10 protein-coding genes are annotated in these 16,436 nt (G+C 72.9%); 4 read left to right on the top strand and 6 right to left on the bottom strand.

Annotation, left to right across the window (positions count from 1 at the left end; translation table 11 throughout):
* Positions 1-17 precede the first annotated feature (17 nt).
* Positions 18-1,415, bottom strand: a complete 1,398-nt coding sequence (eccD, locus tag QWU11_RS19650; protein ID WP_290115222.1) for a type VII secretion integral membrane protein EccD — start codon at positions 1,413-1,415, stop codon at positions 18-20.
* Positions 1,416-1,816: 401 nt separating this feature from the next.
* Here eccD and eccCa point away from each other — a divergent pair, with 401 nt between their 5' ends.
* Positions 1,817-5,767, top strand: coding sequence for a type VII secretion protein EccCa (gene eccCa / locus QWU11_RS19645; protein ID WP_290115214.1), 3,951 nt, complete (start codon positions 1,817-1,819; stop codon positions 5,765-5,767).
* 22 nt (positions 5,768-5,789) lie between these two features.
* Here the strand turns inward: eccCa and QWU11_RS19640 are convergent, their stop codons facing one another.
* On the bottom strand, positions 5,790-6,518 hold the full coding sequence (locus QWU11_RS19640; protein ID WP_290115203.1) for an SDR family NAD(P)-dependent oxidoreductase: 729 nt from the start codon (positions 6,516-6,518) through the stop codon (positions 5,790-5,792).
* 82 nt (positions 6,519-6,600) lie between these two features.
* Between QWU11_RS19640 and QWU11_RS19635 the strand changes: the two genes are divergently transcribed.
* Complete coding sequence (locus QWU11_RS19635; protein ID WP_290115201.1) at positions 6,601-7,524, top strand: AraC family transcriptional regulator; 924 nt, start codon at positions 6,601-6,603, stop codon at positions 7,522-7,524.
* 3 nt (positions 7,525-7,527) lie between these two features.
* On the opposite strand, the gene QWU11_RS19630 is transcribed toward QWU11_RS19635, so the two are convergent.
* Positions 7,528-7,959, bottom strand: a complete 432-nt coding sequence (locus QWU11_RS19630) for a MarR family transcriptional regulator (protein WP_290115183.1) — start codon at positions 7,957-7,959, stop codon at positions 7,528-7,530.
* A 16-nt stretch (positions 7,960-7,975) separates the two neighbouring features.
* Here QWU11_RS19630 and QWU11_RS19625 point away from each other — a divergent pair, with 16 nt between their 5' ends.
* Positions 7,976-8,833, top strand: coding sequence for an EamA family transporter (locus QWU11_RS19625; protein WP_354670863.1), 858 nt, complete (start codon positions 7,976-7,978; stop codon positions 8,831-8,833).
* A gap of 108 nt (positions 8,834-8,941) precedes the next feature.
* Here the strand turns inward: QWU11_RS19625 and QWU11_RS19620 are convergent, their stop codons facing one another.
* Both QWU11_RS19620 and QWU11_RS19615 read right to left on the bottom strand, forming a co-directional pair.
* The gene (locus QWU11_RS19620) at positions 8,942-9,547 is read right to left on the bottom strand and encodes a sigma-70 family RNA polymerase sigma factor (RefSeq protein ID WP_290115181.1); all 606 of its coding nucleotides are present in this window, start codon (positions 9,545-9,547) and stop codon (positions 8,942-8,944) included.
* A gap of 146 nt (positions 9,548-9,693) precedes the next feature.
* Entirely contained in the window at positions 9,694-13,008 is a 3,315-nt protein-coding gene (locus tag QWU11_RS19615; protein WP_290115179.1) for a right-handed parallel beta-helix repeat-containing protein, read from the bottom strand.
* A 193-nt stretch (positions 13,009-13,201) separates the two neighbouring features.
* Here QWU11_RS19615 and QWU11_RS19610 point away from each other — a divergent pair, with 193 nt between their 5' ends.
* On the top strand, positions 13,202-14,476 hold the full coding sequence (locus tag QWU11_RS19610; RefSeq protein ID WP_290115177.1) for a S8 family serine peptidase: 1,275 nt from the start codon (positions 13,202-13,204) through the stop codon (positions 14,474-14,476).
* A 21-nt stretch (positions 14,477-14,497) separates the two neighbouring features.
* On the opposite strand, the gene QWU11_RS19605 is transcribed toward QWU11_RS19610, so the two are convergent.
* Positions 14,498-16,426 (bottom strand): DUF6461 domain-containing protein, encoded by a 1,929-nt coding sequence (locus tag QWU11_RS19605; RefSeq protein ID WP_290115175.1) that lies wholly within the window; start codon positions 16,424-16,426, stop codon positions 14,498-14,500.
* Positions 16,427-16,436 lie beyond the last annotated feature (10 nt).

Genomic DNA, 16,436 nt, shown 5'->3' with positions numbered 1-16,436 from the left:
TCCTCTCCTGTCCGAGATCAGCCGATCGCTCGCAAGGTGCCGTAGAGGCCGAGGACCCACAGGGCCAGTGGCAGCAGGCTGACCGCCACGAGGCTGTGCAGGATCTCCGCGGCCCGGCCCCAGTAGGGCACGAGCCGGCGGCCCGGTACGACCCATGCGGCGATGAGGAACGCCGCGCCGGCCGACGCCACCCCCACGGCCGGGAGGACCCGGCCGGCCGGATCGCTCCCGGCGACGTCGAGGGCGACCATCGCGCCCGCGCCCCAGACCCCGGGTGCGACCAGGGACAGGCGCTGCCAGACGTTGCCCATGCCGCGGCTGTGCAGCAGCAGGAGGAGGGACAGCGCCGCGGCCAGAACGACCTTGCTGAGATCGCCGCCCTGCGCCAGCTCCGTCACGCAGAGCGCACAGGTCAGGCCGACCGTCGCGTACAAGGCGGTCATCCAGGTGTCGGCGAGGACCGCGCGGGCGGCGACGGCCGACGGAGAGCGGGGTTCGATGCCCTCCTGGAGTTGTTCGGCGTTGGTCGGCAGCGGTGGTGTCCGCAGCCCCGACAGCCGGAACGACAATGACGGCACGAACGCTCCGAAGGCGACCGCCGCCAGGGCGACGATGGCCGCCGCGTGCTCGGGCGGCATCCCGGCGACCATCACCAGGACGCCGGCGAGCGCGCCTGCGACCGCGAAGATGGTCGTGGCGACGAAGAACGCGGTGTAGGCCGCCACCACCGCCAGCGCGAGCACCGAGCCGCCCGCCTCCGCCGCGGACGCGGCAAGCAGCCGGGCACCGAGCGTCTGATAATGCTCCGGCCCGCTCAGCTTTCCGCCGGGCAGCAGCCAGCCGGCCAGCACGAGGTACGGGCCGACCATCCCGCCCAGGAGGGCGGCCGAGGCGGCGTCTCCGACGGCGCGGCTGGCCGCGGCGGCGCCCGCCAGCAGCAGCATCGCGAACGCGCCCGCCGCGATCTCCCGCTGGGCGGCCGGGCCGCCCGGCAGCGCGAGGATCGCGAGCGCGGCGAGGAGTGCCACCAGCGTCAGCCCGCGCAGCAGCCGCCGGCTCGCGAGCGGGCTCCAGCCGTGGGGGCTGTCCTTCATGGTGGTCGAGATGCCGTGGACGATGTCGTCCAGCCGTACCTCGGGCAGTGCCTCCGTACGCGGCCGCAGGTAGACGGTGTCGCCGTCGCGCAGGCCGAGCGACTCGAGGGTGGCCTCCTGGTCGAGCGGGGCACCGCCCAGGCGCTGGAGCACCCAGCCCTCGTGTTCGAGGCCGGTTTCGCCGAGGTCGTCCCCGCCGTACCCGAGCACGGCGGGAAGCAGGTCGGCGACCGGGACGTCGGCGGGCACCGCGAGGTCGATGGCCTTGGTGGGCGCGCGTACCGTCAGCCGGCACAGTCCCGCCGCCGTGCCGCTGCTCACCGGCCCTCCCCCGCCACGGCGTGGGACCGGCCGATCCGCCCGCTGCGTTCTCTCACGAGCCCTCCCTCATCAGGGAAGAGACCTGAGGCGCTGGGTCATCGATTCGCTCGCTGCGTTCGCTCAAAGGCGTGCTCGTCTTTCCGCGGTTCCGCCCACCTTCGCCGGGCGGTGAGGACGTGAGAGGTCGGCGTGCTCTGTCGTTTCTCAGTGGTTCGGTTCGGTCTCGTCAGTGCTCTCCGCCTAGGCATACGTACGGCGGCCGCTCCGGGTTCACCCGAATTCGAAAGGTTCTGCCGCCGGCCGGCCGCTGTACGATGCGTGTCAGCGAGTTCGCTCGCTCTCCTCGGCTGCTCTCCGCACATCGCCGTTGGTGCCGTGCCGCACACGCCAGGAGGCCTCCGTTGAGTTTTGTGCTTTTCCGCAGGCCGGTGCGCCGACGCGCGCCCGAGATGCCCGACGGCGAGATCAATCTCCAAGAGCCGCCCACGTTGCCCGAGGCCGTGCCGGACTCCTCGGCCGTGTGGACGTACCTGCCGATGGCGCTGATGTCCGCGGCCATGATGATGATGTACATGACGCGCGGCGGTGGCGGCGCCTCCAACGGCTTCCTGCCGCTCGCGATGATCCTCATGGTCTGCTCCGCCGGCGCCATGCTTCTGGGCAACGTGATGCGCCGCGGCGGCGAACGCAAGCAGAAGCTGAAGGGCGCACGCCGCGACTACCTGCGTTACCTCACCCAGACCCGGCGCAAGGTGCGCACGGCAGTGGCCGATCAGCAAAAGTCCCTCGCCTGGCGGCACCCGTCGCCGCACACGCTGTGGTCCATGGTCGGCACCACCCGCATGTGGGAACGCCGCCCCTCCGACCCCGACTTCGCCGAGGCGCGGCTGGCGATCGGCGAGCAGAAGCTGGGGCTGCGGCTGTCGCCGGCGTCCACCAAGCCGGTCGAGGACCTCGAACCCCTCACCGCGCACGCGCTGCGCAGCTTCATCCGTGCCTACGCCACCGTGCCCGAGCAGCCCACCGCCGTCTACCTGCGCTCCTGGGCCCGGCTGCTGATGCGCGGGGACGAGGAGGCCGTTCGCGGGATGGTACGGGCGATGATCGCCCAGCTCGCCGTCTTCCACTGCCCGGACGACCTGTGGCTCGCGCTGTGCGTCGCGCCCGGCCGCCGCGCGGAATGGGAGTGGGTCAAGTGGCTGCCGCACAACCTGAATCCGCACGACACCGACGGCGCCGGGCCGGTCCGCATGATCGCGACCGACTTTCCCGAACTGGAGGGAATGCTCGGCGCGGAGTTCTGGGAGCGCCCGCAGTACGACCCGGAGGCGCAGACCGGCCGCGAGGAGCCGTACACCCTCATCGTGGTGGACGGCGCCACCATCCCGGCCGGCCATCCGCTCGACGGCCCGGGGATGCGCAACGCCACCGTCATCGACCTGAGCGGGGCGCTGACCTGGCGGCCCGGACGTACGACCCTGCGCCTCGACATCGGGGACGGCGAGCTCCGGCTGGTCCGCACCGACCGCGACCGCAAGGAGCAGACGACCCTGCTCGGGCGCCCGGACCACCTGGGCGTACGCGGCGCGACCACGCTGGCCAAACGGCTCGCGCCGTACCGGCTGGGCGTGGGCGGCGACAGCGCCGAGCCGCTGTCGTCCACCATCGACCTGGCCACGCTGCTGGGCATCTCCGACCTGCACCGGCACGACCCGGCCACGCTGTGGCGCAAGCGCACCCCCGCCGACCGGCTGCAGGTGCCGATCGCGGTCGGCGTCGACGGCACGCCGGTTGAGCTGGACATCAAGGAGTCCGCCCAGGGTGGCACCGGACCGCACGGCATGCTGATCGGCGCGACCGGCTCGGGCAAGAGTGAGCTGCTGCGCACGCTCGTGCTGGCGATGGCGCTGACCAACTCCTCCGAGACGCTCAACTTCGTCCTCGTCGACTTCAAGGGCGGCGCCACCTTCCTCGGGCTCGACGAGCTGCCGCACGTCTCCGCGGTGATCACCAACCTGGCCGACGAGGCGTCCCTGGTCTCCCGCATGCGCGACGCGCTGCACGGCGAGCTGATGCGGCGTCAGGAGCTGCTCCGCGCCGCCGGCAACTACGTCTCCGTGCTGGAGTACGAGAAGGCGCGCGCCGCCGGCACGCCACTGGAGCCGCTGCCGAGCCTGTTCGTGGTGGTGGACGAGTTCAGCGAGCTGCTCGCCGCGCACCGCGACTTCATGGAGCTGTTCGTCATGATCGGCCGCCTCGGCCGGTCACTGGGCGTGCACCTGCTGCTCGCCTCGCAGCGGCTCGACGAGGGCAGGATGCACCAGCTCGAGAGCCACCTGTCCTACCGCATCGGCCTGCGCACCTTCTCGGCCATGGAGAGCCGCGGCGTGCTGGGCGTACCCGACGCACACCAGCTGCCGCCACAACCCGGCAGCGGCTTCCTCAAGACCGGTGTCGAGGCGCTGACGAGGTTCCGCGCGGCCTACTCCTCCGGCTCGTACCGCGCGCGCCGGGCCAACCAGGAACGGGTCGCGAGCCAGGTCGTGCCGTGGTCCGCCTCGCGGGTGGCACCGGTCGAGCCGCTGGAGCCCCTGGAGGTCGAGGAGGAGCCGGAGGAGTCCGGCGAGACGCTGCTGTCGGTCGCGGTCGACCGGATGCGCGACGCCGGGCCGCCGGCCCACCAGGTGTGGCTGCCGCCCCTGGACCTGCCGCCGACGCTGGACCAGATCCTCCCGCCGCTCGAACCCGACGACGTTCTCGGCCTGACGACCGTCGACTCTCACCTGCGCGGCGCGCTGACGATCCCGGTGGGCATCGTCGACCGGCCGTTCGAGCAGATCCGCGACCTGCTGGTCATCGACCTTCAGGGCGCCGGCGGGCACGTGGCCATCGCCGGCGGTCCGCAGAGCGGCAAGAGCACGCTCGTCCGCACGATGATCGCCGCGCTGGCGCTCACCCACACCCCGCGTGAGGTGCAGTTCTACTGCCTCGACTTCGGCGGCGGCACGCTGATCGGCCTCGCCGGCCTGCCGCACGTCGCCGGCATCGCCGCGCGCATGGACCCCGAACGCGTCAGCCGTACGATCGCGGAGGTCACCGCGCTGCTCGCCGACCGCGAGCAGTTCTTCCTCAACCACGGCATCGACTCGATGCCGACCTACCGGCGCCGCCGCGCGGCCGGGGAGTTCGCCGACCAGCCCCACGGCGACGTCTTCCTCGTCGTGGACGGGTGGTCGACCCTGCGCCAGGACTTCGACCGGTTCCTTCCGACGTTCAACGCGATCGCCGCCCGGGGCCTCAACTACGGCATCCACCTCATCATCAGCACCGCCCGCTGGGTCGAGCTGTCGGCGGCCGTACGCGACCAGGCCGCGACGCACCTGGAGCTGCGCATGGGCGATCCGATGGACTCAGAGATCGACGCCCGCCGCGCGGCCTCCGTACCCCGCCTCCCCGGGCGTGGCATCACCCGTGACAGCAAGCTGCACTACCTCACCGCGCTGCCGCGCATCGACTCGGTGGAGAACGCCGGCGACCTCGCCGACGGGATCGCCGGGCTGGTCGCGGCCGTGGACGAGAGCTGGGAGGGCCCGTCCGCGCCGCGGGTGCGCATGCTGCCGGCCAGGCTGAGCGCGAACGAGCTGCCCGCCCCCGAGGGCGACCTCCGCGTGCCCCTGGGACTGGAGGAGGAGCGGCTCTCCACGGTGTGGCACGACTTCGGCGAGAACCCCCACATGATCGTGGTGGGCGACACCGAGTGCGGCAAGACGAACCTTCTGCGCCTCATCGCCAAGTCCATCACCACGCGGTACACGCCCGAGGAGGCCCGCATCATGGTGGTGGACTACCGCCGCGAGCTGATCGAGGCGGTGCCCGACGAATATCGGCTCGGGCACGCCGTCGCCATGGACGCGCTGCGCGACCTCGTGGACGGCGCCGGGCGGGCGATCAAGGCCCGCGTGCCCGGACCGGAGATCGCACCGGCCCGGATGCGGCTGTGCGACTGGTGGAGCGGCCCGCGGCTGTTCATCCTGGTCGACGACTACGACATGATCGGCGCGGGTCCGATGCAGCACCCGTTCGACCCGCTGCTGTCACACCTGGCGCTCGGGTACGAGGTCGGCCTGCACATGGTCGTGGCGCGGTCCGCGGCCGGGGCCGGGCGCGGTCTGGGCGAGATCCTGATGCGGCGGCTCCAGGAGGTCAACACGCCGTCCCTGCTGATGTCCTGCCCGCCGGACGAGGGCTTCCTGTTCGGCAACATCAAGGGCCGCATCCTGCCGCCCGGCCGGGCGCTGCGCATCGCCCGGCGCAAGGCGGTCCAGATGCAGACGGCGGTCCTGGAGGACTAGGACCTGTCTGGCCGCAGGCGTCTCATCGGTCCATGTGCTCGGCGGGGAAGACGGTCTCGTGGCGGTCCCGTTCCGCGTGCATGTCCCACAGGATGCCGGCGAGCGCGGCGGGGGCGGCGGCGGCCAGGTCGGGCACGGGTTCGCCCTGGGCCTGGCGCCGCCGGTACTCCGCCTCGAAGGGGGTTCCCAGGATGCGGGCGCCGATGTAGAGCGCGCCGACGTACACGCCCTTGGCGGCGACCTCGCCCGCGAGTGACTGGAAGTAGTTGCGCTGGGCGGCCAGGATCGTGGGCCAGCCGCTCATGTGCGGCCGGCCCTGGACGGCGGCGGCCCCCTGAGCGCTGAGGATGGCGCCGTCGCCGCGCTCGACCATGGCGGGGAGGAACTCCCGCACCAGGGCCAGGAGCGTGTACATCGTGATCGGCATGCGGTCCTGGAGCAGTTCCTCTGTGAGACCGGCGGCGGGGACGAACGGCGGGGCGGCGGGCGCCGGGCCGTAGTAGAGGGCCGTGGGGTCCCCGACACGAGCGCGGATCCGCACGGCGAGCGCCGGCACCTCGTCGGTGCGGTCGAGGTCGGCGGTGATCACATGGGCGGTGACGCCCTCGGCGGACATCTCACGGGCGAGCAGGTCCAGAGGTCCCTGACGACGCGCGACCAGGACGACGTCGTAGCCCTCCTTTCCGTACCGGCGGGCGATGGCCTGGCCCACACCGGGGCCGGTTCCGAACACAGCGATGGACTTCGTCATGCCGTCCAGCCAACCGTTCGCCGCCTGGACGATCCATGGGTGGAGATCCTGATTTCCTTTGTGATCGTCTATGGTGACGGGTGTGGACGTCCTGACCGACCTGCTGCAGCGGGCACGCGCGCAGGACGCGCTGGTCAGGCGGCTGATCCAGTCGCCGCCGTGGGGCGTGACGTACGCCGACGCGCCACCGCTCACGGTCGCGGCCACGCTCGGCGGCCACGCCTGGATCCGGCTCGGCGACTCCGCTCCCGTACGCCTCGCCGCGGGCGACATCGCCCTCGTCACGGCCCCCGGCGGGTACACGGTCACGGACGACCCGGCGACCGCACCGGGGTTCGTGATCCGCGACGGGCGCAAGTACCTCCCCACCGGCGCCCCCGCGGACTCTCCGCCGACGCCGGTCCCCCGGACGTACGGTGACGGCCTCGCCGGGGCCACCGTCATGCTCCGGGGCGCGTACGAGCTGCACGGCGACGCGGCCTCCCGCCTGCTGGAGATGCTCCCGCCGCTGGCCGTCGTGCCCGCGGGGCCGCGCACTCGTACGGCCCTCGATCTGCTCTCCGCCGAGGCGGCCCGCGACGAGCCGGGCCAGGAGGCGATCCTCGCCCGGCTCCTCGATCTGGTCCTGGTGATCGCGCTGCGGACCTGGTGTACGAGGCCGGAGGCGACGCCACCCGCCTGGTACCGCGCGCTGGGCGACCCGGCGGTCGGCGAGGCGCTGCGGCTCCTGCACGAGGATCCCGGCGGCCGGTGGACGGTCGCCTCGCTGGCCGGCGAGGTCGGCATGTCCCGCGCCGCGTTCGCCCAGCGCTTCGCCGCCCTGGTCGGCCGGCCGCCGCTCGGCTACCTCACCGACTGGCGCATGACCCTCGCCGCCGACCTGCTGCGCGACACCCGGCAGAGCGTCGCCACCGTGGCCCGGCAGGTCGGCTACCAGGATCCGTTCGCGTTCAGCGTGGCGTTCAAACGCGCACGCGGGCGTACGCCCTCGGCGTGGCGCGGCTGACCGCTATTCGAGCGAGGTGTCGCCGAGGGACTCCAGCAGGTCGCGCAGCATGGCCGCCAGCCGGTCGCGTTCGTCCGGGCCCAGGGCGGCGAGGAGGAGTGCCTCGTTCTCGGTGTGCGGGCCGACGAGCTCCTCGATCGTCTTCCAGCCCCGCTCGGTCAGCCGTACGCGCACGGAGCGGCGATCCTCCTCGTCGGGCACCCGCTCGACGAGCCCCCGCTTCGCCATCCGGTCGATGCGGTTGGTGATCGCACCCGAGGTGATCATGGCGGCCCGGTTGAGGGCGCCCGCCGTCAGCTCGTACGGGGGCCCTGACCGGCGCAGGGTGGCCAGGACGTCGAACTCCCAGCGCTCCAGCCCGTGCTCGGCGAAGAAGTCCTTCAGCCGGAGGTCCAGCAACCGCGACAGGCGCGAGACCCGCCCGACGATCCCCATCGGCCTCACCCCGCTCGTGTGGGGGTCGACCTACGCGGTCACCACGGAGTTCCTGCCGCCCGGCCGGCCGCTGTTCACCGCACTGATGAGGGCCCTGCCGGCCGGACTGGCCCTCCTGGCCGTGACCCGTACGTTGCCGCGGGGCGCGTGGATCGGGCGGGCGGCGGTGCTGGGCACGCTCAACATCGGCGCCTTCTTCCCGCTGCTGTTCCTGGCGGCGTACCGGCTGCCGGGCGGTGTGGCGGCCGTCCTCGGCGCGGTGGGCCCGCTCTTCGCGCTGGCGTTCGCCACCGTGCTGCTCGCCGAACGCCCCGCCGCCCACCGGGTACTCGCCGGGTTCATGGGAGTGGCGGGGGTGAGCCTGGTCGTGCTGCGCTCCGGCGCGCGGCTCGATCTCCTCGGCGTACTGGCCGGGGTGGCGGGGGCCGCGGCCATGTCGGCGGGCACCGTCCTCACCAAGCGCTGGGGCCGGCCTGAGAGCGTCGGCGCCCTGACCTTCACCGGCTGGCAACTGACGGCGGGCGGCCTCCTGCTCCTGCCGGTGAGCCTGCTGATCGAGGGCGGACCACCGGCGCTGGACGGGCGCGCGGTCGCCGGCTACGTCTACCTGGGCGTCGTCGGCACGGCCGCCGGCTACTGGCTGTGGTTCCGCGGTGTGTCCCGGCTGCCCGCGACGTCGGTCGCGTTCCTGACGCTGCTGAGCCCGCTGTCGGCGGCCGTGATCGGCTGGGCCGCCCTGGGCCAGGCGTTGACCCCGCTCCAGCTACTGGGCATGACCATCGCCTTCGGCGGCACCTTGCTCGCCCAACTCCGGACGAACACCCGCGGCGCCCCCAAGCCCACACCTGCCCCTGCTACGGCCCGCGCCTGCTGAGCGCGCACCGCGCCTCCACCAATCCGATTGTCCAGCAGAGTCTGTGACCAGGAAAGCCATGTGCACACCTGTGGATGACCCGCAGCCGCCCCGCGCGAGCCAAGAGGGTCAGTCCATCACCGCGCGGGCTCGCAGGGACGTGCGGAGGGCGCGCATCGCGTAGTGGGCGCGAGACTTGACCGTGCCCGGGGCGAGGCCGAGGGCGTTCGCGGTCTGTTCGACGCTGTAGCCCAGATAGTGCGTGTAGATGAGGATCTCGCGCTGCTGTTCCGTGAGTTCGGTCATGGTCTCGAAGACCGCTCGCAGCGTGACGACCAGCTCGGCCGGGTCGGGTACGGCGGTCTCGTCCGGCTCGTCGTCGCCGACCTCTTTCGGCCGGGCCTGCTGGGCTCGGTGGTGGTCGATCACGAGCCGGTGCGCGACCGTGAACAGCCAGGTCCGTACGTGGTCCGTCGTCGGGTCCAGGATGCCTCTGTGCTGCCAGGCCCGTACGGCGGTCTCCTGGACGATGTCCTCGGCCCGGTGCCGGTCCCCGTTGCACAGCCGGACGACGAAGCTCAGCAGCACCGTGCCATGCCGCTCGTACAGCGTGCGTGAGAACGCGTCCTCCCGTGCGGCGTCTCGCTGCGGAGCCGGGCGCAGGACGGTACGTCGTGGCGCGGGAACGTTCCTGGCCACGGCCGGTGGACGGTCCAGCACTGTGCTGCGCGTCATGGGGAGGCGACCTCATCACGATTCGTCGTTCGGAACCGGCCGAAAGCCGGTGATGGGGTCCAACAATCGAGGCGTGCTCTTGGTGAGTGCTTGCCGCCGACTTGCCGAGCGCGTCGCGGAGCCTACAGGGAGTGCGTACGCGCTGGTCAGCGCGGGCTTGGAGTGTTGGCCGAGGGCAGGTCCTCGGGCAGCAGCGAACGGAGGTCCGCGACGGCGGGCGAGCGCATCGCGCCGAGACGCCTCGCCTGGCGCGTCATCATCGTCTCCAGCAGTTGCCGGGCCAGGCGCGCGTTGCCGAAGGTGCGGTCCCGCGGCAGCGCGTCGACGTACTCCCGCAGCGCCGTGACCGTCTCCGGGGCGCATTCGTACCCCGATGTCGCGGCCTGCTTGCGCATGATGTCGAGGAGCTCGTCGGTCGAGTAGTCGTCGAACTTCACATAACGCGAGAAGCGCGAGGCCAGGCCGGGGTTGGAGTCGAGGAAGCGCTGCATCTCCTCGGTGTAGCCGGCGACGATGACGACGATCTCGTCGCGGTGGTCCTCCATGAGCTTCAGGAGCGTCTCCACCGCCTCGCGGCCGAAGTCGTTGGAGTTGTTCTCCGGGGTGAGGGTGTACGCCTCGTCGATGAACAGCACGCCGCCCAGCGCGCTCTGGAACACATCGCGGGTGAGCTGCGCGGTGTGACCGACGTAGCGGCCCACGAGGTCCGCGCGGGCCACCTCCACGAGCTGGCCGCGGCGCAGCACGCCGAGGGCCAGCAGCAGCTCGGCATAGAGACGGGCCACGGTGGTCTTGCCGGTGCCGGGCGAGCCGGTGAAGACCAGGTGCCGGCTGATGTTGGGCGCGGGCAGGCCTGCGGCCTCGCGCTGCTTGGCCGCGGCGAGCAGGTCGACCATGTCCTTGACCTCGCGCTTCACCGCGCCGAGGCCGATCATGCCGGAGAGGCTGCCCAGGAGCGAGTCGAGGTCGCTGGAGGTCTCGGTCACGCGCGCGGCCTCGTCGCTGACGTCCTCGGGCAGCAGCAGGGACAGGTCGCTCTCGGCCGGGTCGCTCATCGAGGCCAGCCGGAACGCCTGCCGGTCGATCATCTCCTCGAAGACCAGGCGCGCCGCGCGGCCGTTGCCGAACGTCGCGTCGCGCGGCATGCGCTCGTAGTGGGTGGCGAGCGCATGCCGGGTGCGTGGGTCCAGCTCGTACCGGTGGCTCTCGCACATGCTCTCGGTGATCGTGACGAGCTCGTCCACGGCATAGTTGCTGAACTCGATGGTCCGGCTGAACCGCGAGGCCATGCCGGGGTTGGCGGACAGGAAGGACTTCATCTCGTCGGTGTAGCCGGCGGCCACCACCACGACGTCGTCGCGGTGGTCCTCCATGAGCTTCACCAACGTGTCGATGGCCTCACGCCCGAAGTCGCTGCCGCCGCCCTTGCTCTCGGAGACCAGGGTGTAGGCCTCGTCGATGAAGAGCACGCCGCCCAGCGCCTCGTTGAACGCCTCGGTGGTCTTGATGGCCGTCGCGCCGACGTACTGGGCGACCAGGTCGGCGCGGGAGACCTCGACCAGGTGCCCGCTGCGCAGCACGCCGAGCTCGGTGAGGATCCCGCCGTAAAGCCGGGCGACGGTGGTCTTGCCGGTGCCGGGAGGGCCGGCGAAGATCAGGTGCCGGCTCATCGGGGGTACGGGCATGCCGAGCCGCGCGCGGCGCTGCGACATCTGGTTGAGGTTGACCAGCGTGCGCACCTGGCGCTTCACGCCCTGCAGGCCGACCAGCGACTCCAGCTCCGCCAGCGGCCCGACGGGCGCGGGGGTGCGGGTCTTCTCCTCGATCGGGCCGTCGGTGCCCTCGACCGGCTCCCCGCCCCAAGAGTCGGGGACGGCGTTCCCCGAACTGTCCAGGTCGCGGACGTTGAGCCGCCCGCCGGGGCGGGGCTGCCGCAGGCCGGCGCCCCGGTTGTCGCGTACGGCGCAGGCGAGGACGGAGACCGGCTCGGCGCTGTCGACGCGGATGCCGTCGCCGACGCTGCCGGTCAGCTCGCAGCCGTCCAGAGTGGCCCGCGCGCCGGCGGACAGGAGTATGCCGTGGGCGCCGGAGCCGCTGATACGGGCCCGGGTGAGCGTCAGATCGCCGCCGTCGCGTACGGCCACGCCCGAGGCGCCGCTGCCGGAGACCTCGCAGTCCGAGGCGATGCCCAGGCCGCCGGAGTCGACGGAGAGACCCGCCTCGGCGGCCTCGCGGAAGACGCAGTCGCGGAACGTGACGTTGGCCCCGTCGCCGATGCGCGCGGCGGTGCCGCCGGCCCGCTCGACGACGCAGTGCTCCAGCCGCCCGCGCCCGTCGTCGCCGACCTCCACGCCGGCTCCGCCGGGCGCGGTGATGGTCGCGTGCCGTACGAGCGGGTTGGCGCCGGACCGGATGACGATCGCGACGCCCGCGGCGTCCACGACGTCCAGCCGGTCGAACTCCGCCACGGAGTCCTCGGTCACCAGCACGGACGCGGACGTGTCGAGGCACTCGCGCACCGTCGTTGCGCTGAGCGAGGGCGAGCTGGACCCCGAGATCTTGATCGCGGGCGCGCTCGAGCCGCTGAACTCACACCCTTCGAACGTGCCACGGGAGCGCTCGGTGACGGCCAGCCCGTTGTCCTTGGTACGGCCCGTGCGGCAGCGCCGTACGAGGGGGTCCGCGCCGCCGGCCAGCACGATGCCGGGACCGGCGGTGATGTCGGTGACCGTCACCTCTTCCAGGGTCGGACGCGACCCGCTGGTCACGTAGACGCCCACCGCGCAGTCGCGCACGCTGGTGCGCACCACGCGCGTGGCGCTGTCGCCCTCCAGGGCGATGGCCGGCTTGGAGGTCGTGGTGATCTGGCAGTCCTCGATCGTGCCCTGCGCCTCGCCGTTGGCCAGCACGCCGTTGCCGCGCGCGTCGCGCAGCTGGCAGCCGCGGATCGTGGACCGGGCCTTCTCGCCCAAGACGATGGCGGAGGTGCCGAGGTTCTCGATGAGGCAGTCCTCGATGACGCTGCCCGTCTCGGCGGTGTCGACGATGCCCGCGCCCTCGGCGTTGGTGACCCGGCATCCGCGCATCGCGAGCGAACCGGCGCCGCGGGCGAGCACGGCGGTCCAGCCGGAACCGGCCACGGTGCAGCCCTCCATGGCGACCTGGCCGTGCGCGGCGTCGATCACCGGCACGTCGTCGCCGCCGCCGCGCAGGGTGAGGTCCGTCAGCATCACGGCGTCGGTGAGGAGCATCACCGCCGTGCCGTTGCGCGGGCAGATCTCCACGCTGCCTCGCTCCCCCTCGGCCACGATGGTGACCCGGGTCCGGATGACGAGGCTCTCGGGGTATCGGCCAGGCCGGACACGGATGACCGAGCCGGTGCGTGCCGCGGCCAGCGCCTCCTCGACCGTACGGAAACCGCCCGGCTCGTCCGGGGAGACGGTGAGCAACTGCCGAGACACGCTGAACCCTCCTTGGGGAGCGGTTGAAGCCGTGGGCCGATGGGGTGTCGTTTACGGCGCGGACAGGCCCGTGGCCACCATCATGCCGCTCGGGCGGACCGCTTGACACCCTTCTTCGAGGCGGCCGGGACCGGTACGGGCACTTGCGGCCCACGGCAAGAAAACGACAAGAGGAAAACCCTAGGCTGAGCGCATGCGACGTGTCCCCCGGCGCTTGCACGCCGTGGCCTCGGTGGCCGCCGCCACCGCCTCGCTTCTGGTCTCCGCCGTGCCCGGTGCCGCGTCGGCCGCCGCGTACGAGCGATCCGAGGCCGCGCCCGGCCCTGTCGGGCTGCCCGTCATGCCGTCGGTGCTCGCGCCCGGCCAGCACTGCACGGACGCCTCTCCCACGCAGGCCCACGCCCAGCCGTGGACGGTGCGCGCACTCAGCCTGTCGCGGGTCCGCCAGCTCAGTGAGGGCGCCGGCGTCACCGTCGCGGTGGTGGACACCGGCGTCGGCGCGGACGTCCCCGCGATGGCCGGCCGGGTCACCGCGGCGGGCGACGCCGGCAGGGACTGTGTCGGGCACGGCAGCTTCGTGGCCGGTCTGATCGCCGGCCGCGCCGACGACGCGACCGGCGGCGGGGTCGCCCCCCAGGCCCGCATCCTCGCCGTACGCGGCACCGACCCGCGCGGCATCACCACCCCCGGCAGGGTCGCGGCGGCCATCCACACCGCCGTCGACCGCGGGGCCCGCGTCATCTACGTCGCCGCCGCGCTGACCATCGGGCGAGACGAGCTCACGGCCGCGGTCGCCTACGCCACGGCCAAGGACGTCCTCGTGGTCGCGCCCGCCGTGCCGGACGCCGTGCCCGCGACCACGGGCACCGGGACCACGGGAACAGGGACCACGGGAACGACGGGAACGGGGACCGGAGGGACCACCGGAGGCGGCGCCGCGATCGCGCAGCCCTACTTCCCCGCCTTCATCCCGCAGGTGGTCTCGGTGATGGACTTCGGAGCGGACGGCTCGCGCCCGAAGGACGCGCCACCCGTGTTCAACACCGACCTTGCGGCGCCCGGCGACGCGATGGTCAGCGTCGGCCCCAAGGGCACCGGCCACTTCATCGGCTCGGGCTCCTCACTGGCGGCGGCCTGCGTCGCGGGGACGGCGGCGCTCGTACGGGCCTACCAGCCGCAGCTGACGGCCGCCGAGGTCGCGAAGCGGCTCGTCGCCTCGGCCTACCCCGCGGCGAAACCGATCCTGGACCCGTACGCGGCCGTGGCGGCGGTGTCCTCCACGGCCGGCTCCCCGCCGAGGCCCGAGGGCGCGGTCCGGATGCCCGACCGCGCCTCGGAGGGCCCGCGCCACCGCGCCCTGATCATCGCGTCGGTGGGCGGCGGCCTCGTGGCGCTCGTGGCCGCCGCGGCGGTGGTCATCCCGCTCGGACGCGCCCGCCGCTGGCGGCCGGCCGGCCGCTCCGAGTGAGCCCCTCGCGGCGAAGGCCCGTCACAGCCCCGGGATGATCGCGAGGCGGGCGGGCCCGGTCACCGCCGCGATCGTCGGCCGCACGCCCGCGATACGGCACAGGAGCTCGATGTCGTCCTCGAACGCGGTGTCCAGGGCGTCGTCGGAGTCCATCTCCTCCAGCGCGCGCCGTACCTCGGGGGTGTTGACCTCTCCGTCGCCGCTCTCGCCGAGGTCGTCCACCACCTCGCCGTCCCGGTACACCAGGAAGGCGTGATCGGCGTTGATGCTCATGTAGCTGGAGACCATGAAGGTGCCCGCGGACAGCTCCGGCGCGTTGACCGCGCGGTAGCCGCCGTCCTCGACCAGTAGCGTGTGCGGGCCGAGCGCGAAGGCGGCCACGGCCGTGTCCATCATGGCGTCCTCGAGGTCGGCGCGCTCCTCCAGGTCCGTCCACGTACCGGAGGTGACCTGCGACGGCTCGGCGCCGAGGCGGCGCAGCGCCGTGTCCGGATCGACGTCGTGGACGACGGTGACGCAGTACACCTCGTCGTTCAGCCTGGCCAGCCACGCGGTGTGATCCTCGGCCGGCTCGTCCTCCCCAGCGGGCAGCCCGCCCTGGCTCCAGACGGCCGTGCCGTCCGCGCGGCGGAGCACGACGCTCCCCGGCTCGACGACCAGCTCGTCGCCGGGGCCGCCCAGCTCCACCACGGCCGTGCCGTCCTCGGCGTGGACGCGCAGCATGCCGTCCTCGCCGAGCGCCAGGTGGCTGCGCTCGGCGTCCCAGACGAACTCGTCCCACAGCCAGTGCCCGTCCTCGCCGAACAGCACGATCCGCCGGTCGTCGCGGTGCGCCAGGACCGTGCCGCCGTCGGTGGAGGTGAGCGACTGGCGCTGCAGCGTCTGGCCGCGCCGCAGCACCGCCCCGCGCCCCGGGTTCGCGGCCGGCGCCGGGTCGTGCGGCCCGGTCCGTACCTCCCAGACCGCGGTGCCGGCGTCGTCGAGCAGCGCGATGCCGCCCTCGTCGTCGACCACGAGCCACTGCACGCCCGAGTCGGCCGTGCCCGACCGCCACACCGGCCCGCCGCACAGGTTGCGGACGATGAGCTCGCCGTCTTCGGTCAGATCGGTCCAGCCGTCACCCGCCCACCAGGTGTTCGTCGCCCAGACCGCCCGGTGCTCGGGGTTGAAGTACAGCACCAGGTTCCCGTCGTCCTGGTGCACGAGGGTGTACGCGCCGGAGATCGAGGTGAGCGACTGGTGCCGCAGCCGCCCGCCGCACCCCAGCTCCGGGCCGCCGTGGACGTGCCCGCGGGCCGGAGGCGGCGCCGCCGGCAGGTCGCGCATCCCGTCGCGCCAGAGCACCTCGCCCTCGGCGTCGATCAGGCACAGGTCACGGGTCTTGCGGTCGCCGAGCGGCAGGATGCGCCAGGTCAGCAGGGTGTCCGGCTGTTCCATCCACGCGACCAGCGGGGCGGGCAGCGTGTGACTCATGCCGAACCCGCGCCCTTGAGTGGAGACCTGCAGTGAGCCGTCGGGACTGCGGGTCACGGTCCGGCGCTGCTTCCCCTCCAGCACGAGGAACCGCTCGCCGGTGATGTCGGCGACCGGCGCCGCGTCGCCGAGCCCGGCCGACTCGACCGGGCCCGTACGGGAGTTCAGCAGCCGTACCCGGTCGCCGCCGAGCAGGTCGAAGTCCCCGTCGTCGGTGAGGACGAGCGCCCGCGCGCGGACCGCCGCGAAGTCCGAGCGCCACACGACCTCGTGGTCGCCGGGCGCCTCGATCTGCACCGTCCCGTCGCCGCCGAGCAGCAGCCGGCCCTGCTCGCCGGCTCGCCAGCGGACCTCGCCCGTGCTCGCGTCCGTCACGGCCGCGACACCGTCGGCGTCATAGCGCAGCACGAAACGGCCGGACGGCGAGCTGAGCGTCTCGTCCGGGCCGAGCCGGTTGAACTGGATCAATTCCCGCACAGCAGTCTCC

Source organism: Actinomadura sp. DC4 (assembly GCF_030406325.1).
GTDB lineage: Bacteria > Actinomycetota > Actinomycetes > Streptosporangiales > Streptosporangiaceae > Actinoallomurus.
The sequence above is the reverse complement of the archived record's forward strand: the minus strand, read 5'-3'. Positions and strand labels throughout refer to the sequence as shown.

Bases quoted from the DNA above. Each gene is read 5' to 3' on its own strand.
- QWU11_RS19640 (WP_290115203.1), bottom strand. From the start codon at position 6,518: ATGACGAAGTCCATCGCTGTGTTCGGAACCGGCCCCGGTGTGGGCCAG.
- QWU11_RS19630 (WP_290115183.1), bottom strand. From the start codon at position 7,959: ATGGGGATCGTCGGGCGGGTCTCGCGCCTGTCGCGGTTGCTGGACCTC.
- QWU11_RS19620 (WP_290115181.1), bottom strand. From the start codon at position 9,547: ATGACGCGCAGCACAGTGCTGGACCGTCCACCGGCCGTGGCCAGGAAC.
- QWU11_RS19610 (WP_290115177.1), top strand. From the start codon at position 13,202: ATGCGACGTGTCCCCCGGCGCTTGCACGCCGTGGCCTCGGTGGCCGCC.